The following is a 20,272-nucleotide window of genomic DNA, read 5'->3' on the forward strand; positions in this document are numbered from 1 at the left end:
ACAAAATATAAAAAAAGGAAACAGGTGAGTAAATGGAAAAATGGAAGTCGTTTTTTTCGTCAGACTATTTGACGTTTTCGGAAGAAATTCTGACATCGGAGCGCACAGATTACGAAATTGGATTCATTGTAAGGCAATTAAACCTTAAACCGGGAGCCAGAATCCTTGATTTAGGATGCGGTCAAGGTCGGATTTCTATCCCTCTTGCTCAAAAAGGATTTTCGATTACTGGGTTAGACGGTGCTAAAGATCTCTTGGAGGAAGCAAAACGAAGAGCAAAAGAGCATAACGTAGACATTGAATTTATTCATCGTGATATGCGCGAAATGGATTTTACTGAGGAATTTGATGCTGTAATCAATTTCGGAACAGCCTTTGGATACATCGAGTCACAAAAAGATGATCAATTGATCTTGAAAAAAATTCATCAAGCCCTTAAACCTGACGGACTATTTATTCAGGACCTTGAAAACAGGGAAGCTAAAGTTAAAAATTTATCTAAGCAAACTTGGTACCGCATGAATAATAAGCTGGTGTGGAGTAATCGGAATTTCGATTATGTCTCAGGACGCTGGAATGAAGTAATTAAATGGCATGAAGACGGAGTTGAGAAACAATCTGTATTGAATTTAAGACTTTACACCTCTTCTGAAATCATCCATATGAATGAAAATGCCGGTTTAGCTCTCAAGGATCTATTCGGTTTTTTTGATGGTCAGGCCTACACTCCAGACAGTCCTCGTATGATCTTAAAACTGCAGAAGACCGAAGGATAATCTAGATGGACTATCTTAGATTGCTGCCTCATGAGTATCCGCTGCGTCTAGTTGATAAGGTGGAACTTTATAGGAAAGGGGAGATATTGGTATCGAAATTTGATACCAATCGTCTTAATTGGTTACCGAATCAAACCCCTATTCCCGAATCCATCCTTATGGAAGGAATGGCACAAAGCGCAGTCATATTTACACAATTGGAGACTCGCCCATTACAAAAAGATGAATTTCCTGTATTAGGAGCAATCAATGCGACCATTCTATCTCGGGTCGAACCCGGTCAATTGATAACGTATAAAATTAAACCGCTTAGGCTGTTACAAGATCAAGCGGTTATTGAAGGAAGTATCTTGGTGCATCAACAAACGGTTTTAAGAGGAACCCTAACCGTCGGTATCTCATAGGAGAGTACAAAATGAAATTAGGAGAACATTTTCCAAAGCCTTGGTGTTTGATTGATGAATTTTTTGGAATGAATACCTCGAATCGAATCGAGAGCAGTAAACTCATTAGTAACAGTGACTTTTTTCTTCTTGGTCATTTTAAAAATTATAGTGTCTATCCTGGTATTTTAATGATTGAAGGGATGAAACAGACATTAATACTTGCGGATAGACAACAATTGATTCAACTGAAGAGCTATTCTCTTCGGGATATCCAATCAAGGTTTCTCAAACCCCTGATACCAGGTAGTACCATCCGTTATTCCCTTGTCCGAGAGGAAAGGGATGGGCAGCTTTTTTTTAAAGGGACGGGTGAGGTCGACGGATCAATTGTCGTAAGGGTAAAACTGATTTATCAAAAGGAGTAACATATGGCGAATGAGAGATTCGTAGAACTTGAAAATCAAGGAAAGTTAGCTGGTATTCTACATATACCTGAAGGTCTCCAGTCTGCTTGTCCTTTGGTCATTTATTGTCCAGGGAAGAACGGAGAACGATACGAAGTACATCGTCTGGCCGTGAAGTTTGCGCGCCAGCTCGCAGAACAAGGAATAGCAACCCTTCGTTTTGATTATTACGGCATGGGGCTTAGTGACGGGTTTTATCACGATATGACCACCACAACAAAGGTATCGAATATCGAAATGGCGTATCGGTATGCAAAAACACTTGAGTTTGTGGATCAAAAAAAAGTGGCATACCTTGGTTTTAGCGATGGAGCAAGGATGGCGCTCATGGCTGCCAATCGTACGAACGTCACCAACCTTTTAATTTGGAGCCCGCTCTTTAATGAATATGGTGGGAATTATCCCAATGCTAAAAAGCCGCGATTCATCAGACATAAAACGCAACCAAATAAATTGGTAATGCCGTGGGCTGGTTTATGGAACAGCCTTGATTTTTATAAAGATCTTCAAGGGATGGATATCCTTCATGAATTAAACCAGTATGTAGGAAACTCTTTACTTGTTTTCGGTGGAAACGACCCTTTGGTGGAGGAAGAAAAGGAATATCTTGATACCTCCAACATTCCTTTATATCAAAATGCTGATGTACATCGAACACATACCATTGCTGGTGCGGGTCACTTATTTACTTCAGAGTCATTAGAACATCAGTTAATGGGTGTATCCGGTGCTTGGTTACGAGAACATCTTATGCATCTATAGGGGGATGAAGGAGTTTGTGGAAACAACATACATTTGGTAAAAAGAGTGAGATCTACGGTGTGATTGAGTACGGTAGTAAAGAGTGTGATACATTGACTATTTCTTTTCCGGGGCTTGGTCAAGCTATGAGCGAAAAGAATTATCTATTTTCCAATCTTCGTAAAGTCTTGGGCCAAAGTGGACAAACCTGTGTTCAGTTTGATTATCGAGGGCATGGGGACAGTTTTGGAGAGCTGGGGGATTACTCCCTAAACTCAATGATCGAGGATGGACTAACTGTTATGCAAGATTGTTATAAGCAGTTCCGTCCCAAAACGATTTATCTCATTGGAAATGGAATTGGTTCTTTTGTTGCCAGCAGATTAAGCAAGTTGTGCTGGGAGTATTTTTCAATAAATGCAAAGGTGATTTGCATTTCTCCACCGTTATTTAAGTTTCCGAAAGCCTCAGAGTTATTTTCAAAGGTGTCTTTGGCGGTATTAGAGCAGAATGGAGCTATCGATTCTCAAGTATTGATCCCTGGGTATGATTATTACACACTTAGTGATTTTGACAACGCTCAATATCAGTTTGTCACTTCATTAGGTGGGCACATGCTCTATTTACATGGACAAAAATTATCATATGAACTGATACAGGAACTTAATGAGTTTGATTTGAAGGAGGAGCTACAAACCGTAAAGGATGTAACCATCCTTTTAGGTGAACACGATAACGAGGGGTTGGAGCAAATACACAGCCTCCCGCATGCAAAAGTCGATACATTAGATCATGTGAAATATTTTTATCAACATCCTGCAGCGATGGACCAACTGATTGAAAAGGTTACCAAGCTGGTTAAACAAAAAGCTCCTAGTTTCATTTCAAATCGAGTCATGGATCAGGGTGAAAAGTGATGGGATTAACAGTTAACGAACTTTCAATGTTTGATTTGAATTATCTGGATTGCAGCAAGGTTCAGTATGTTAGTTATTTAAAGCACAAGGGTTTCCATGTCGAGGCTTTATATTATAGCTGTTTAGATACGTCAGATGAAATATATGAACAAATCATTAATCAAAAGAAATCAAGGTGGCACTTTGATGAGTTAGGGTTTCAACAAGAGGATTGGCCATTGATCGGTGTGAAGAAGAGGAACGTCCATGCCGAATCATTAGATCCATTACGATATGGGATCAGTCGTCTCATCGAGAAAGGGGAAGTGGTGTTTTTATCGGTAGAAGTGTTCCACGTTCCCCACCGTCACCGAAGCTACCAGAAAGAAAGATCTCCCCATTCTTTAATGATAAATGGTATGGCACCGGATGGAGATTTTAATATTTTAGATGAAGCGGCTCCTATATTCTCACATTTTAAGTACCCTTGGTCGTTGGTGGATCAATGCTTTAGTGAAGGAACTGGATTTCGTAACATTACATTTTTTGAGGAGATTGAAAAAAGATCGACCAAAGACATTCAAAAAGAAGCCAAACATTTGTTCAACCAACATTTGGACACGTTTGAGGATTCCCACAGACTCCATAACCATCTATTTGAATTCTTGGTTTCAAAAGAGGAAGTTGATTTTATAGATACTTTACAACAATTAAGTGCCGCCTATACACTTCTTTCTGGTTCTAGAGAGATGTTTTCAAAGTTTGCGAAGTTTATTGATATGGACAAAGTGATTGTGGAAACAGCCGTAGCATCTTCGGATGCCTCGAACCAAATCCGAAATACCTTAAATAAAGCCATCCTTCGTAGAAGACTAAAAAATGAAATGCTTTCGGAAAAGGTACGAGAACTTGTTCAGATTGAACAGCATTTAGTTTCTCTACTGAAAGCAGGGAGGTGAGTTCGATTGTTGTCAACACAAGAATTATCTTTCATTGCGAAAAGAGTGGTGCATCATTCCCTTGAGATCCAAAAAGGTGAAAAGGTTCTGATTGATGTAGAAGGGGATGCTGAGGAGTTTAGCAATCAATTAATCAAAGAAGTTTATCATGCAGGAGCTTCTCCCTATTTAAAGAGTACTCGCATTTCAAACTTGAAAAAACTCATTATCGGTGCAACTAAGGAGAGTCTCACACTTTGGTTACATCAGGAACAATATAGAGCAGAGGGTATGGATGCCTATATCGGTTTAAAGGCAGAAGAAAATATTTATGAATTTAATGATCTCCCTAGAGATCAACACCAGCTTTACCAAAAATATTTCTCACAGAAATTACAATTGGACTATCTAGGGAAAAACAAATGGATTTTGATGCGCTATCCCACAAAAGGGATGGCTCAGCTTGCGAAACTGGGATCCGAAGAGCTTAAAGCAATCTTTTACAAATCATGTGCAATGGATTACAAAAAGCTCTCAGAAGACGTTAAACCGTTGGAGACAAGGTTAAGTAAAACTAAAACAGTAATGATCTCCTCACCTGGTACTGATTTGACGTTTTCCATCCAGCACATCGACTCATTCATGTGTGATGGGAGATACAATTTACCAGACGGCGAGATTTTTACAGCCCCAATCCGGGACTCGGTTAATGGTACGATCCACTTCAATTGCCCAACCTATTTTCAAGGCCATGTCATTGAGGATGTAAGGTTCGAATTTGTAGATGGAAAAATCGTTTCGTATGACGGAAATGACCGAGACCTACTAAAGAGTATTTTAGAAACAGATGACGGTGCTTCTTATATTGGAGAATTTGGTATCGGACTCAATCCCTTTATCACTAAACCGATGAATAATATTTTGTTTGATGAAAAAATGAGTGGAAGCATCCATCTTGCGATTGGTCAAGCCTTTCCTATGGCGGATAATGGCAACGAATCAGCTATCCACCTAGACTTTGTTTTGAATCAACAATCTTCCTATGGAGGAGGATCCTTGTATTTCGACGAGGAGCTTATAAGGAAGGACGGCCTGTTCGTGCCGAAAGATCTAGAAAATTTGAATGGAGTAGAATATCAGAACGGTAGGCTGAGAGTTTAAGAGGAAACATTCATTGGTTTTTAACCGTAATATCGTTTTGAGAGACATTCAGCAGTTGATATCACTTATGTCATACAAAAACAGTGTATGAAAATTAAGTTTGTAGAGGGAGAGGTTAAATGGGAATCTTTTTAGAATTAAATGATCCTGTCATCACATCCAAAAGTGATCATGCTTTCACTTTGTCCATGTTGCATGATACACATGCACAGAATTGGTTTCTATCAAGCAGCTTGCAGCTGGTCGGTAATACAAAGAGCCAGTTGCTAGATTTTTTTCAGTTCCACAATTTGAACAAGCTTACCACCCCTTTCTTCAATGTACAGGGAATTCAGTTTCCTTCGACTTCAAACATCGACAAAATCATCATTGATGCGCTTAAAAACAAGAGTTATGTACGATTATATCTGGATCAATATTATCTCCAATACCAAAACCTTTATTTCCGTTCATATAAGACCAACGATACGCTTATCTATGGGTATGATGATGACACAAAATTGTTTCATTACTTGGCAGTCAATAAGAATGGTTTGTTTGAGAAAAAGACAATTACGTCCTTCCATCTTACAACGGCTTTGGCTTTCGCAAATCCGACAGAAGCCGAAAGAAAAAAAGTCTATTTCTATCAACTCGCTCAATCTCCTCCTGAAGAAAAAACTGCTATTCAACAGCAGATCATTTCCTATTTGAATGATTACGTGAACTCCTATGATTCATTTAAACACTTTGAAGCGGATAGAGATGATTCTCTTGTATTCGGTATGGACATCTATCAACTGCTACTCGATCACTTGAATTCCGTCAAACAGGTCGAAAGGGAGCTAGCAATTACAAATTTCCAATTATTATCTGAACATAAATTGGTTCTCTTAAAAATGGTTCGTTTATTAGCGTCAATGACGAACGTACCACGTGGTGTACTCCCAGTCCTAGAGCAACTACATCAAAAAGCAGCGGTTTTAAAGAATTCCGTTTTAAGATACATGTGGATGAAGGAAGAGAAAGCCTTTTTGAAATTAAACACTAAATTACATGAGATCAAAGACATGGAGAAAGCAGCCCTAGTGGGCCTGTTGGACTCAGTTAGGATGAGTTGATGGAACTTATAAAGATTTATAAGCATTACTTAACCAAAAGAACCCTCTTGTACAGTTTGGCCTTTGTTTTTCTTCTCGCATCGGAAATTCTAAATGTCATTCCTCCCAAAATTATTGGAAACCTCATTGATGAAATCGAAAAGCATCATCTCACCCGTCAAGGCCTTTTTCAAGGTGTACTTCCTCTCTTTGGCATTGCTCTGCTGCATTATATTGTGATCTATATTTGGTCTTCTAGCTTATTTGGGGGAGAGTTCTTTATCCAGAAAGTATTACGGCAAAGCCTTTTTTCTCGTACACTGAACTATCTACCGTTAAAAAACAAGCGTTCAGGGAATACCATGACACTCATGAACACAGATATTTCCAATATCGGAGTGGCGTATGGTTTTGGAATTTTAAGTTTTATGAGTACGGTGATTGGTTTTGGGGTTGTTCTTTTTACAATGAGTACGTTTGTTAGTTGGAAGTTAACACTTGCCTCCCTTGTTCCAATGCCATTCATCATATATTTTGTCAAGAAACTTGGGGAGATGACTCACAGGAAAACGGTTGATTTTCAGTCAAAGGAAAGTGCATTAAACGCTGATTTATCTGTTTTTCTTGAAGGGATCCGACTGATCAGGATTTATAGTCTTGAGCACGTATATAAAAAGAAAATTAATGACGCTAACCGAAGATGGAAAGAGGCAGGTATTGACTTTAATAAAACAGCAAAGCTGTATCAGCCCATGGTCACAACGCTTCTTCGGACTAGCTATGCCATTGCCATTGGATATGGGGCTTATTTGATCTCGGTAGATGAATTGACAATCGGTCAACTTATTGCCTTTACGATGTATATCAATCTTTTAAATTGGCCCGTGACAGCATTTGGTGACTTCATTAATCTTTTTCAACAAGGAAATGCCAGTGCCTCTCGCTTTAATCGAGAACTGTCCTCTCCACCAAGAAAAAAACAAGATCAAAAGATGAAGTCAGTTGATTCCATTAGTTTCGAAAAATTCAATTTGAAAATTGACGGAATAACCAGGTTGGAAAACATTGATCTATATGTAAACAAAGGCGAAACCATTGCAGTTGTGGGGAAGACAGGCAGTGGGAAATCATCATTATTACAGTACATCGCTGGCGAACTAAAAGGCGGGGAAGGAAAATCCTTGTTATCGAACGTTGCTGTCGAAACTCTTTCCCAAAAGGAATTGTCCGCCGTTGTCTCCTATTGTCCTCAACACCCGGCTAATCTTTCAAAGAACATTTTACAAAATGTAAAGTTGGGAAATCCTGAGGCAACTGAAGAGCAAGTATCTGAGGTCTTATCTATTTCAGCTCTTGATGAAGAACTTAAGAAGTCCAACCTTTCAGTGGAGTCTGTTATTGGCGGTAATGGAAAAAACCTCTCTGGTGGTCAGCATCAAAAACTATCCCTCGCTCGAGCTATTTTGAAAGAATGCGACCTTCTTTTACTTGATGATGTTTTTTCCTCAATGGATGCTGAAAATTCTTTAAGGATCTTTACCAATCTCATGAATGCGAGAAAGGGAACAACGATCATCTTTGCTACAAATAACTTGGAACAGGCTTCTGTTGCAGATCGAATTGTTGTTTTGATGGACGGAAAGATAGTTGAAAGTGGAAGCCATCAGAGCCTAATGGAGGCAGAGAAGTGGTATGCAAAACAGTACAGCAAATCCAAACAGTTAACCATATTGAACTTGGAAGAGGGAAGGGAAAACCAACATGATTGAATACTTCAAATTTAAAGATGGAATTCGTATAGTTACTAAAATTGAACATGATTCTACAGTTCGTTTAAAAGCAAGGCAGGAGAGATTAGAGAAACAAGGTATTACTGATGATTCAGCAGTAATCACACAAAGTCTTATTGAATGGGAATCTGCTGTAAATGTTCAGAAATAACACCTTGAAGGGAGGGTAACATGAAAGACAAGACACTTAACCGGTTGCTCCATTACATCCTTTTATATAAACAACCCTTTCTTATTAGTAATGGGTTGTTAATTCTTGCAGTGGGCGCTGATTTGTTCGTTCCATATATGGTAAAAGTTCTATTGGATGGGTTTACCACTCTTGGATTTAATCCGGAATTGTTTATGAGAATCGTCATCTTTTTGCTTTTGATCACAGGCTCGGGGATCCTTAATTACGGTCATGATTATTTCTTTTCAAACTACATCTTTCATGTGGTTGAAAAAATAAGAAATGATTTTATTCACTTCTTGGATAGGCTTCCAAAATCATTCTACGACAAGAGCCCTACAGGCGACCTTATAAATAAGACTATGAATGAAATAAAGAACATTAAAGATTTGTATCATAACTTCCTTGGCGGGTTTGTTGTTAGTGTTCTTCAATTACTCGGCATTTACAGTGTATTGTTTTTCATAAATCCTTTTTTTGCATCAATGGCACTATCGGTTCCGATTGTTTTTTTGGTGCTTAATTATCTTATTAATGCACCCGTCAATCATTATGTAAAAACAATTCAATCTCAATTGAACCAATTGAATGTAATGATGGTTGATATGCTTAAAAACCTTTCGATCATCCGATTGAATTCCGCTGAAAAACATCTTGAAAAAGAATACTCACAAACCAACAACCATGTTTACCAAAACATGCTTAAAAGGATGCATATTTTACATCTGACGGATGTTAACTTTAACGGTTTATTTCAAGGAGTTTTGATTGCTGGAGTTTTACTGTTTTTTGGCGGAAAGATTCTCGATGGACAGTACACAGTTGGCGTGGTCTATCTCTTAATTGATTATTCTAGGCGTATTTTTAATATTTTTAGAGGGATCAACTCACAATGGGTCCAGTCATTAACGTCCTTAGAATCTGCTAGACGTGTTTTTTCAGTATATGAAAACAATGAAGTTGAATATGAGGTTCCAATGTCTCAAAAAAGGGATTTCAAGGGGGACATACAATTTCGAAATGCTAGCTTTAGCTACGAGGGGCGTCCGGTCATTCAGCAATTCAACCTATCTATTGAGCGTGGTAAGACATTAGCCATTGTTGGAAAAACAGGAACAGGAAAAAGTACGTTGATCAATCTATTATTAGGGTTTTACCCTCTAGATGAGGGAGAGATCTTGATTGATCAATCCAATATCGATGATGTGAACAAAAGGGTCTTGAGAAGCCAAATTGCTTATGTGGACCAACATAGCTACGAATTTGAAATCGAGTATTTAAATGAGTTAACGAGCGAACAATTAGATCAGTTGCAAGGAATTGTCTCCAACTTAGGGTTTGTAAGCCTTGCTGAAACTATCGGAGGGCATCGAGTACAAGAGGTCCATGGCTTATCCATCGGAGAAAAACAACTTCTCACCATCGCTTTGGCTTTGCTCAAAGATGTAAATATTATCATTTTAGATGAAGCGACATCAAGTCAGGATCTGGAAACCGAAAAGAAAATAGTCGACCTCTTTACTAACCATTTCCATAACAAGACTGTTATCATGGTGACGCATCGGTTAGCAACGATAAAAGAAGCAGATAAAATCATCGTTTTAAACAATGGACAAATCCGCGAGATGGGAACCTATTCAGAATTGATGGAGAAACAAGGGGATTTTTTCCACCTTTCTACAATACAAGCGAAGAAACTAGAATTAGATAAGGAGGCATAGGATGAACATCTTAGGTTTAGGTGGCTCTATTCATGATTTTTCAGCTTGTCTAACATCCGGTGGGGAAATATTGCATTACATCGAAGAAGAGCGATTACTGAAGATCAAACATGCACTGAATATTGGACGTAAAATGGTTATTAATAAAGCTGCAGAATATTGCTTGATGGAGAGTAGCCTTAAGGAATCTGATTTGGATGCAATTGTCACGACTGATATTGTGGAGCCTGCTTACTATTCCCGCTACTCACATCATGATATAAAAATTATCAATCATCATCTTTCCCATGCCGCTTCCTCTTTCTATCCATCTCCCTTTCATGATGCTGCTATCTTAGTTGTCGATGGTAGAGGAAGTTCCATTGGGGAAGATGCTAAAGAGACCATCTCCTTTTATTATGGTGATGGAAATCAAATTCAAGAACTGAAAAAAAGCACAGGCACAGAACATAACGATCTCATTACAAATTCATTAGGTTGTTTTTACGAAGAAGTGACCAAAGCCATTGGATTTGAGTTTCTTCAGGATGGGAAGACAATGGGTCTTGCCCCATATGGTTCGGATAAATACGTTGATAAGTTCCGGGACTTTTTTGACATGGATGATCAGGGTAGGTTTATACAGACCGTACCCCAACTTCATAGCTTACGGGAGTTTATCATAGAAGAGATTCACACTTCTTTAGACCCTGAGCAGTGTAAGGCAAACCTTGCTTTTGCCGTACAACACCACACGGAAGAGTGCCTAATAAATGCATGCCTACATCTTTATCATCTAACAAAGTCGAAAAACCTCTGTCTATCAGGAGGGGTGGCATTGAACAGTGTTGCAAACCATAAAATTGCACAGCATACCCCTTTCGAGAACATTTACATTTTCCCCGCTGCTGGTGACGCCGGGACGGCTATTGGGTGTGCATTGTATGGATATTATGCGTTATATGACAACCCTCGAATCGTTAAGGAATCCGCCACCTTGTGCACCCCATATCTCGGCAAAGAATATCCGCAAGAGGCAATAAAAAAAGCCATTGACCAGCACGCAGATGAGTTGATCATTCAAAAACCTATCGATCTTAATGACTATGTATCGAGCCTATTAGCAGATGGTAAGATTATAGGTTGGTTTCAAGGTAGGTCAGAAGCTGGACCAAGATCGCTCGGGAACCGCAGTATCCTCGCGGATCCAAGAAAACATGATATGAAGGACACGATCAATAGACGTATCAAGCACCGCGAATCGTTTCGCCCTTTCGCTCCGGCCATTCTTGAAGAACATGCTCAAGCTTATTTCTCCTTACAGTGCCTCTCTCCATACATGCTTTTTGTTGCAGATATAATACCTTCTAAACGAAATCAAATTCCTGCAGTTACTCATGTTGATGGTACGGGTCGGCTACAAACCGTATCAAAACCAATGAATCCTATCTTTCATTCATTACTCGAAAGTTTCTATCATAAAACCGGTGTCCCCATTCTACTGAATACTTCCTTTAATGACAATGGACAACCCATCATTGAATCCCCTATGGATGCTGTTGTAACGTTTCTTAAATTGGATCTAGATTATCTTGTTGTTGGGGATTACGTACTAGCCAAACCAGATCGGAGTAAAGAGGTGGAACTATGAAAAACGGATACTATTTATCAACGTACCTACATATCGATCCACTTGACCATCTTCTTAACAAAATCGTTAGGCATGATCAGAACCTAGCGTTGTTTAAAAAAAACAATGAACGTATCGAGCTAATTAGATTTTGGGAGTTGGAAAGGATTTCAGGAATTAAAGAGCATCATCAATCATTCGCTAGTTTGGAACAAGCCTATGATACGATCAACCTTTTATTGTTGCCCCTTGGCCTTTGTTTAGATGATATTGAGGAGATTTGGGGAACTCCTGGCTTGGATACAACGAATGACTATCATTCACTGAGCGATTATCCGAATTTGTCGTACCACAGCATTTCACATTTGTTTTCTTCCATACTTCTTGATCCCGATAAATATCATGAGGAGAAAATAATTGGATTTGCTGTAGATGGTGGACCAGATGGTGTTGTAGACGTTACTGAACGGATCAAAAAGCCGTACTATGCAGGATGCTTTGTTCATAATGGGAAAATTGAGTTGTTTCCAGTTGAATCTCCAGGCCTTTTATGGGGTTGGGCCATGTTCTACTTTGGGATGAAGGAAGGAACGTTAATGGCGCTTGCTTCCGCAAGTAACAGTAGGGCCTATATCAATTATGAACATCACATACCCATCTATGATGGTAAAGGGTATTTTGGTAAAGAAAATTATTTCGAATCGATCTATAAACAAATAGCCGCGTTCACACCAGCCGATGAAGGGGTTTTGTTCAACTATTTTGATCCGCGTTTCACGGAAGAAGAAAATAAAATCAGTATGTTGATGAAAATCATTCAAGAGGCCTCCTTTACAATCATGAACTTGAATATTGACCGAGCGATTGAACAGTTTGATTTTAATCCCCAGGATGTTCATTTATCCATGTCTGGCGGCTTTACATTGAATTGTCCTACAAACAGTTATTTGATGAAAAAATATGGATTTAAAAGCTTTATCGCTCCTCCATGTGTCGGGGACAGTGGATTATCGCTTGGTATGGGGTTATATGCCTTTTATAAGAAGATGGGAAGATTTTCATTTTCAATGAATCATCCGTTCTTTGGGGAAAACGATCCGATCGATCTGAATATCCTCATGAAAAATTACGAACCGTACATCGAGAACATAACACCACTCGACGTTGACGAAGTAATAGAAGATATCACTGCGGACCCTGTTGTGTGGTTTAATGGGCATACGGAAATTGGACCAAGAGCACTTGGAAACCGTTCCATCATTAGTGACCCTCGCTCCTTACGTATGAAAGATCGCTTGAACGAAATCAAGCAGCGGGAATGGTGGAGACCTGTTGCACCGATGGTACTCGATAAACTGGCTGATCAATGGTTTAAGGATTACTATCCTTCTCCTTTAATGCTCCATACATTTACCATCAAACCCGAAAAAGTGAAGGAAATTCCTGCGGTAGCTCACTTAGATGCCTCAGCTCGGGTGCAATCTATCTCTAAAGACCAGAATCCACTTATGTATGAGTTGATTAAACATTTTCATAAAAAAACGGGGGTGCCCATTCTTTGCAACACCTCTTTAAATGACAAGGGAGAGCCCATTATCAATAAAGCAGAGGAAGCCATCAACTTTTGCCTGCGAAAGGGATTGAACTTACTTTATATAAACGGTTACCGGGTTTCACTCAAAAATCATCACGACTTCCCCGAACGTGGACCTAAAAGGAGAAGGTTAGAAATTGATTGTTTTTCAGAGGTCGAGAAGAAAGAACTTTGGGGTCAAGTGAATCCCCACAAAATCCCCCTCAAGCTGTTGGATTACTATCGTGAGCCTTTAGAACATGTTCGTTTTCTCTATCAATATGACATAACAAATGAAGAAGATGCAAAACAGATGATGAATGATATTCGTCCGTTAATGAAGCATTCTATGTTTACACTCAAAGGAGGAGGACATTGAATATTTTAGCTCTAGGTGGCTCCATCCATGATTTTTCAGCTTGCATCCTGTCCAAGGGAAAAATCACAGTGGCCATCGAAGAAGAAAGACTGACGAAAAAAAAATACGCTGTGCATAATCGTTCGACGTTTAGATGCAAAGCAGCTGAGTATTGTCTATCAGCCTTAGACATGTCCATAGAAAATATTGACGCTGTTGTTGGAAATGACCTTATTGAATCAGATTATTATATGAAGTATGCAAATCAGATTAAGTTATACAACCATCATCTGACCCACGCGGCTTCTACCTATTATACATCACCTTATCACGAGGCAGCTGTCCTCGTGATAGATGGACGAGGTAGTTATATCATTGAAGATGAACGGATTCGAGAAACCATTAGCATGTATCAAGCGGATTCAGATGGACTAGATTGTATCAAAAAAAATCTGGGACAAGAGACAGATGAATTTAGCATCGTTACGAATTCCATCGGAATGTTTCTACAGTATGTAACTGTAGGAATAGGTTATTCCCAAATGAATGAAACAAAAATGATCAAGCTAAGTCATGGGGGTACAGGTAGATTCGTACAGGATTTTAATAATTTTTACACGTTACAAGAAGGCCAGTTCCTCCAAGGCTTTAAAGAATTAGAGGCGTTAAAGCGTTATGTGGACGTAAAACTGCAAGAAGCGGGAGATGCCAAAACCAAACTACAGGTTAAAAAGGATCTTGCATTTGCTGCCCAATATCATCTAGAACGGATTGTTGTGCACCTTTGCCATTGGCTCTACCAAATGACAAAAAAGCCGAACCTTTGTCTAGCAGGTGGTATCTTTGAAAATGTCCAACTTTTAATGAAAATTAAAAATGACACCCCATTTCAAAACATCTATACTCCATCCTTCATGGGAGATGCAGGAACCAGTATTGGAGCGGCCTTACTCCACTATCATAATACGATAAAATGGACAAAGAAGAGACCGGATATACAGGTGTTGGGCAAGTGCTATCCAACCGAAGAGCTCGTCAATCACCTTAGTCAACAGCAATTTCACATATACACAAAAAAAGAACTCGCAACAGTTACTGCCCAGCTATTAACGCGCGGTTACTTGATCGGTATTTTTACAGGAAAAAGTGAATTTGGCAGGTATCCCTATGGCCATCGGAATATAGTGGGTGATGCAAGAAAGGTAGAGCTTAAGGAAAAACTACAAAGAACCAAAAACAGGGAAACCTTTGAACCATTCAGCATATTAAAAATGGAGCAATTTAAACAGGCCTGTTCCTCCTTTTTGATCAATCTTTGTTACTTAGAAGAACCAGATCATTTTCCCCTAGTGGTCAATGAAGACGGATCTACTTATTGCCTACCCGTGAATAAGAACCCTTCCTTTATGTCGCAATTACTCGAGGAATACCATGCGATTAGCAACATTCCATTTCTACTTAATACACCATTGAAAAAATCAGATCATACCTTAATCGAGACACCAGAGGAAGCTATTGAATTCTTTCTTTCAACCGATTTAGACGCGTTAGTCTTAGATGACCATCTTATTGTGAAATATAGCAGCAGTCCTTAAAAGGAAAACAACCCACCATAATTGGTGGGTTGTTTTTCTATCAATCTATGTTTCGATCATAGATTAACGGATTTAACCATGTATCGGCAAACTCTTCTTCATACCTTTGAGGGAAATAAGTTTTCAAGTGACTTTGGCGGGCTTCATTGGTTCCTGGGGCGACGATCTTCGCTGGATCGGCATAATAGGTGATCGTCATTACTTCACGGTCTATAGCCAAAGGATTCCCATTAGCGCTATGAAGGATCCATCCATCATGAAACGTGGCATCCCCAGCATTCAGCTTCCCATAGTTTTCGATGTTCAAAATTTCCTTCAGAGCCTTTTTTAGCGTAATCTCTTTATAATTGTGGCTCCCTGATACAAATGACAACGAACCTAAGGTCTCAGGAATGTCGACAAGAGGCATCCACATGGTGATTTTTTTATCCGGATCCAATTCAATCATGTAATTGTTGTCTTGGTGCCAGGGAGTAGGCCCACCACCGGCTTCCTTAAAAAAAGACTGATCTAGATACAATCTTACCCGATCAACTTTTAAAAGGTCAGCAGCAATTTTTCCGAACCGTTTCGCTGTGACGAACTTTTTAATCGCTTTGTTTTTCTGCCATAAATTTATCGTTTGGAGAAAGGCTTGTCCAAAGGTATCACGTTCTTTTAATGGCCTAACCTCTTGGTTATATTGGTTGACGGTTTGTTTTATGAGTGGCCGATAAAAATCAAGCGCTTGTCGATTAACTAGGTTTTCTAACTTTATATGCCCCTTTTTCTGGAAGGTGCTTATTTGTTGGGATGTAACTGGATAGGGACGGGTTAGATCGAATGAAGAGGTGGATAATTCGCTCATTCCACGTGTTTTCCTTCCTTGGAGTAAAGAACCGGTGTCAATTCACTTTCAGCTTTATCTCCAGGTTTACGTCCTGGAAAGAGTCGTCTTAAATGATAATTTCTTGCTTCTTTTGCTTTGTTTTCTTCCGGCTCTACAATTGTAAGGTTGTCTGCGATGTAGATTATGGTTAGTACTTCTCTGTAATTTTCAGTTGGGTTTCCAGCTGCATAATGCAAAGTGAGGCCCGAATGAAAGGTTGCATCTCCAGCTTCCATTGCACCATAAGAGGCAAGAGGATATCCTTTTCGAGCTGCAAGGAGAACATCCTCTGTTGCTAGTTCATGTGATCTCGAAACAAAGCCCATTGACCCAACTTCTTCCGGAATATGATTTAATGCCATCCACATGGTGATGGTTTTGTCTGGGTGGATGGGGAGCATATATGCACTATCGGTGTGCCATGGAATGGCACCTCCTCCTGGAGGTAAGAAAATAGAAGAGTCGTGATAGAGTCGGATACCATCCACACCCATAAGATCAGCGGCGATCTTTGCAAAACGCTTTGCAAAAGTCAGTCTTTTAATTTTTTGATTTACCTCCCACATATTCATAATCGTAGGAAATGCCTTTTCTACCCCATAGTATTTTCGATCTTCTTCCGGGACATTTTCCAAAGCGTAACCGAAAACATGATCTTTAATAACAGGCCGGTATTCGTTGATTTCATTCTTCTTCATGACCTGAGGAAGAAAGATATGACCATCCCTTTGATATTGATTGATTTGATCCTCGCTTAAAGAGTACTCCGTATTTAAGTTTATAGGTTCCATAACTATCACCTCTCATAGATTTTTTTTAACTGTGTTGAAGAGTATAATTTTTTTTCTCCAATTAACTTGATGTCGGCGCCAACATCCTTTGCAGCTTGTTGTTCGGGAAACGTTTTTCCTTGATAATCGATACCTTTGACAAAAAAATGAGGTTTAATGATCTGGATTGCTCGAACCAGGGTCAGATCGGGGATAACGAGTAGATGGTCCACACATTCGAGACTAGAAAGAAACGCTACACGTTCCTTTAACGGAAATAGGGGGCGTTTACCTTTAATAGATTGAATTGAGTCATCGCTATTGATACCGACAATAAGAATGTCCCCAAGGTCTTTGGCGCCATGGAGATATTCTAGATGTCCAGGATGAAATAAATCAAAACATCCTCCAGCAAGAATAATGGTTTTATCACTTCTCTTGTAGTGGTTCACATATTGTAGGAGATTTTTTTCTTGCAACCGTTTTGATCTCATCTTCGCACCTCGACGTCGATATCTAATTGCGAAAGTAAATGGAAAATTAATTCGCGGAGTGGCATGCGATGAGGGTTAAAGATAAATCGAAGTGGAGAAAATTGGAGGTTCGTAAAACGATGCTGAAAAAACTTTACTTTCTCATGAACTATAACGGCGAGAATTTTAGTATGTGAAGCGTATACCTTTTCGGCACTTTTATAAGAATAAGTATCCGTGAGAATAGAGGATGGGCTTATTAGAACAATGGGGAGGGTTGTCTCCATTTCCACTAGTTCTGGACCAACTGCTTCACAATAAACATCCTCGATTCCTAATAATCTTAATTCAGCGTTTATCTTTCTTTCATACCATTCACTTAGTTCTTGATTTTTCGTTTTGTTTAATAAAAATATCGTATTCACTTTGAAGAACCACCTACCTTTTCTACTCCCACCATTTTTTGAGTCTGTTGTATGGTGATACGTTCTGGGGTTAATCGAATATCTTTTTTGAGAATCTGCATCATTCTATGGAAGATGAGGGTGGATGGAATATCTTTTGCATCGCCTGAATCTGTATAGACACTATAATTATTACTAGCGGGTCGATAACTGACATAAGGGTTCGATCCACTGGCAAGGGGGGTCCCGCCTCCCCATATCGTGAGGGAGGGTGTACCTACCACACCAGCGATGTGCCCACAAACACTATCTATTCCCACTAAGATATCCAATTGTTTTATGAGTGCAAATAACTGTGAGACGGATAACGAACTTAAATCGACCACACTTTGTGGAAGCCCTTTTTGAGGCGTTAGATTAATAACAATCAGAGATTTCTGTTCACATTCTTTTATAAAATCAGATATATTCTTTTGGTCCCAGCACCTTTGTGGGTCTTGTGTATGGAACTGAATTCCAATCAAGGGTTTTGAATGCTGTTTTAATTTCTCTACTTTTAATTGTATTGCTTCTGGCAAAGGAGGGAGGTCTATTTCTTCCATTTGGTGGCTAACAGGTTCAGACAAGCCCAGTGAACGTGAGACCATATCGACAAGATGTAGGTGAGGGGGATTGTCCAGTCTCGTATTTAGAAAATAGACATTTTCATATATATTACATTTTGTAATGGCTTCATATATAAAGAAACTATCAAAATGGACATAGACCCGGCAGTTAGGAAACAAATCATTTAGAAGACGGAGTGGGCCCCCTCTTGTAATTAGGTCTATTTTGTAATTCTTTTGATGAGTTTGGATAAAGTGCTTTATCTGACTATAGACTGCTGCTACATCACCGTGTCCAAAAAACCAGTCCAACAGTATCGCGATTCGCTTTTTCTTAGGTTGATAGTTATACATGAAATCATGGTTTTCATGGATGAAGAACGGATAGATATAATCTTTGGAATGGAGGAGTGAATAGGAGAGAAAGTTTTGGGAATTATGTATCCGATTTAAGATAGAATCATTAACAAGAAAAGGCTCTATTTTAGGATGAATAGCGACAAGCAAAGTCAATGGGTTACCATATTGAATGGGGGAGGAAGATACATCAGTCACCTGTTTTTCAAAGAGACCCTGTATGGTTTGTGAGGACATATCGTCGTTTAAATAAATAACCTCGGCGTACGGAAACATCTCAGAGAGGGAAACCCTCTGGTTCCCTTTAAAAGCAACAATAGAATGGGTGTATGCTTCAATGTTCGGTATAACGCTATTTACATTCTCTTGTTCAAGAAGGAAGATGAACAGTTTTTCCCGTTGTTTAAGTAATTGTCTATTCTGCTTAACTTTCTCTTTGAATAAATCCATAATTGTCACCACCTGCCTTTAATTCATGTAAGTACTGATGTATCTCTGATTTTGTAACCGTGGAAGTATATTTTTTTGAAACGGAGATGGATGCTGCTACATTCGCCATCACGAATGATTTAAATAAACTAGTACTTTGAACCATAGAGGCAATAAATGCGGCTAAAAAGGAATCACCAGCTCCAATACTACTGACAACTTTTTTTGATAAGCTCGGCAGATGATAACTACCATGTTCATTTACGATAATAGATCCGGATTGATCCCCTTTTAGGAGTAAATAGGTAAATTCATGAGTTTTAAGAACTTCCTTGGCTTTCAACACAGCTTCTTTGATAGTAGAAGCATTTATACCGGTCAAAGCGTTGAACTCTTCTAGATTAGGGCTTAATACAGTTGCCATGTTATATACGTTCAAATTCCTATTGGCTGATGGATCGACGAATACTTGGATATTATTATTGATGGCTTCTTTAATGATTGATTTTAAGATTGAATCGCTGTATGTTCCCTTATTCAAGTCCGCTATCACAAGATAACCAATTTGACTTCGAAGTGATACGAATAAATTAAGCAATTGCGCTTCTTCCTCTAAAAGTAGCGGCTCATAAACTTCCTCGTCTATCCTTATAACCATCTCCTCTTCAGAAATAAACCGTGATTTAAGTGGTGTAAGAACTGAAGGCTTTTTAACAATATGGTTATGGATAGCGGGATTCAGCCATTTCTGTAGTAAGTCCCCGTACATATCCGCTCCTGTCACCCCAAAAAGATGAACGTCAACCCCCAAGGCGCTTAGGTTATTAGCTACATTTGCTGCATTCCCTGGTATATACTTCTTTTCTTGAATGGTTAGTTTCTGGATCCCCTCATTGTTAGAAAATTGTTTATGACATTCTGCATAACAATCTAAGACAATATCTCCCAAAACAAATACGCTTTTTTTTAGCTCAGTTTCCAAATGAATCACCCGCATTTTAATTTAATGTAATTATAGTATATGGGCTACGAAAATGGTCTGCATAACTTGTGCAAGCTTCATATATTAAGCCGAGCCACCTAGTACCTTTCCAAGTGAAACTATGG

Annotated in this window: 19 protein-coding genes; 14 read left to right on the forward strand and 5 right to left on the reverse strand. The window is 39.1% G+C overall.

Annotated features, from left to right (window positions below; translation table 11 throughout):
* The first annotated feature begins 32 nt into the window (after positions 1–32).
* The 14 genes from LCY76_RS23010 (at position 33) to LCY76_RS23075 (ending at position 15,259) form a co-directional block, all read left to right on the forward strand.
* Positions 33–776, forward strand: coding sequence for a class I SAM-dependent methyltransferase (locus LCY76_RS23010; protein ID WP_248254826.1), 744 nt, complete (start codon positions 33–35; stop codon positions 774–776).
* Positions 777–781: 5 nt separating this feature from the next.
* On the forward strand, positions 782–1,180 hold the full coding sequence (locus tag LCY76_RS23015) for a 3-hydroxyacyl-ACP dehydratase FabZ family protein (protein ID WP_248254827.1): 399 nt from the start codon (positions 782–784) through the stop codon (positions 1,178–1,180).
* Between the two features lie 11 nt (positions 1,181–1,191).
* Entirely contained in the window at positions 1,192–1,587 is a 396-nt protein-coding gene (locus tag LCY76_RS23020; RefSeq protein ID WP_248254828.1) for an ApeI family dehydratase, read from the forward strand.
* A 3-nt stretch (positions 1,588–1,590) separates the two neighbouring features.
* Positions 1,591–2,388: an alpha/beta hydrolase gene (locus LCY76_RS23025; protein ID WP_248254829.1), complete on the forward strand. Its 798-nt coding sequence runs from the start codon at positions 1,591–1,593 to the stop codon at positions 2,386–2,388.
* 14 nt (positions 2,389–2,402) lie between these two features.
* Complete coding sequence (locus tag LCY76_RS23030) at positions 2,403–3,284, forward strand: serine aminopeptidase domain-containing protein (protein WP_248254830.1); 882 nt, start codon at positions 2,403–2,405, stop codon at positions 3,282–3,284.
* Complete coding sequence (locus tag LCY76_RS23035; protein WP_248254831.1) at positions 3,284–4,222, forward strand: hypothetical protein; 939 nt, start codon at positions 3,284–3,286, stop codon at positions 4,220–4,222. Before LCY76_RS23030 ends, LCY76_RS23035 begins: the two co-directional genes overlap by 1 nt.
* A gap of 9 nt (positions 4,223–4,231) precedes the next feature.
* Positions 4,232–5,362 carry an aminopeptidase gene (locus LCY76_RS23040; protein ID WP_248254832.1) on the forward strand — a complete coding sequence of 377 codons (1,131 nt, stop codon included), beginning with the start codon at positions 4,232–4,234 and terminating at the stop codon, positions 5,360–5,362.
* A 119-nt stretch (positions 5,363–5,481) separates the two neighbouring features.
* Positions 5,482–6,462 carry a hypothetical protein gene (locus LCY76_RS23045; RefSeq protein ID WP_248254833.1) on the forward strand — a complete coding sequence of 327 codons (981 nt, stop codon included), beginning with the start codon at positions 5,482–5,484 and terminating at the stop codon, positions 6,460–6,462.
* Entirely contained in the window at positions 6,462–8,210 is a 1,749-nt protein-coding gene (locus LCY76_RS23050) for an ABC transporter ATP-binding protein (protein ID WP_248254834.1), read from the forward strand. Before LCY76_RS23045 ends, LCY76_RS23050 begins: the two co-directional genes overlap by 1 nt.
* On the forward strand, positions 8,203–8,382 hold the full coding sequence (locus tag LCY76_RS23055; protein WP_248254835.1) for a hypothetical protein: 180 nt from the start codon (positions 8,203–8,205) through the stop codon (positions 8,380–8,382). The genes LCY76_RS23050 and LCY76_RS23055 overlap by 8 nt, the downstream gene beginning before the upstream one ends.
* Positions 8,383–8,402: 20 nt before the next feature.
* The gene (locus LCY76_RS23060) at positions 8,403–10,124 is read left to right on the forward strand and encodes an ABC transporter ATP-binding protein (RefSeq protein ID WP_248254836.1); all 1,722 of its coding nucleotides are present in this window, start codon (positions 8,403–8,405) and stop codon (positions 10,122–10,124) included.
* A gap of 1 nt (position 10,125) precedes the next feature.
* Positions 10,126–11,754: a carbamoyltransferase family protein gene (locus LCY76_RS23065; RefSeq protein ID WP_248254837.1), complete on the forward strand. Its 1,629-nt coding sequence runs from the start codon at positions 10,126–10,128 to the stop codon at positions 11,752–11,754.
* Positions 11,751–13,685: a carbamoyltransferase C-terminal domain-containing protein gene (locus LCY76_RS23070; protein WP_248254838.1), complete on the forward strand. Its 1,935-nt coding sequence runs from the start codon at positions 11,751–11,753 to the stop codon at positions 13,683–13,685. The genes LCY76_RS23065 and LCY76_RS23070 overlap by 4 nt, the downstream gene beginning before the upstream one ends.
* Positions 13,682–15,259: a carbamoyltransferase N-terminal domain-containing protein gene (locus tag LCY76_RS23075; protein ID WP_248254839.1), complete on the forward strand. Its 1,578-nt coding sequence runs from the start codon at positions 13,682–13,684 to the stop codon at positions 15,257–15,259. Before LCY76_RS23070 ends, LCY76_RS23075 begins: the two co-directional genes overlap by 4 nt.
* A 40-nt stretch (positions 15,260–15,299) precedes the next feature.
* Here the strand turns inward: LCY76_RS23075 and LCY76_RS23080 are convergent, their stop codons facing one another.
* The 5 genes from LCY76_RS23080 to LCY76_RS23100 all read right to left on the reverse strand — a co-directional run bounded on the left by LCY76_RS23080 (position 15,300) and on the right by LCY76_RS23100 (position 20,147).
* Complete coding sequence (locus LCY76_RS23080; RefSeq protein ID WP_248254840.1) at positions 15,300–16,106, reverse strand: phytanoyl-CoA dioxygenase family protein; 807 nt, start codon at positions 16,104–16,106, stop codon at positions 15,300–15,302.
* Complete coding sequence (locus LCY76_RS23085; protein WP_248254841.1) at positions 16,103–16,918, reverse strand: phytanoyl-CoA dioxygenase family protein; 816 nt, start codon at positions 16,916–16,918, stop codon at positions 16,103–16,105. The genes LCY76_RS23080 and LCY76_RS23085 overlap by 4 nt, the downstream gene beginning before the upstream one ends.
* A 5-nt stretch (positions 16,919–16,923) precedes the next feature.
* On the reverse strand, positions 16,924–17,391 hold the full coding sequence (locus LCY76_RS23090) for an adenylyltransferase/cytidyltransferase family protein (protein ID WP_248254842.1): 468 nt from the start codon (positions 17,389–17,391) through the stop codon (positions 16,924–16,926).
* Positions 17,392–17,791: 400 nt separating this feature from the next.
* Positions 17,792–19,186, reverse strand: a complete 1,395-nt coding sequence (locus LCY76_RS23095; protein ID WP_248254843.1) for a glycosyltransferase family 9 protein — start codon at positions 19,184–19,186, stop codon at positions 17,792–17,794.
* Positions 19,161–20,147: a bifunctional heptose 7-phosphate kinase/heptose 1-phosphate adenyltransferase gene (locus LCY76_RS23100; protein WP_248254844.1), complete on the reverse strand. Its 987-nt coding sequence runs from the start codon at positions 20,145–20,147 to the stop codon at positions 19,161–19,163. Before LCY76_RS23100 ends, LCY76_RS23095 begins: the two co-directional genes overlap by 26 nt.
* Positions 20,148–20,272 lie beyond the last annotated feature (125 nt).

It is taken from the genome of Fictibacillus marinisediminis (assembly GCF_023149135.1).
GTDB classification, from domain to species: Bacteria; Bacillota; Bacilli; order Bacillales; family Fictibacillaceae; genus Fictibacillus_C; species Fictibacillus_C marinisediminis.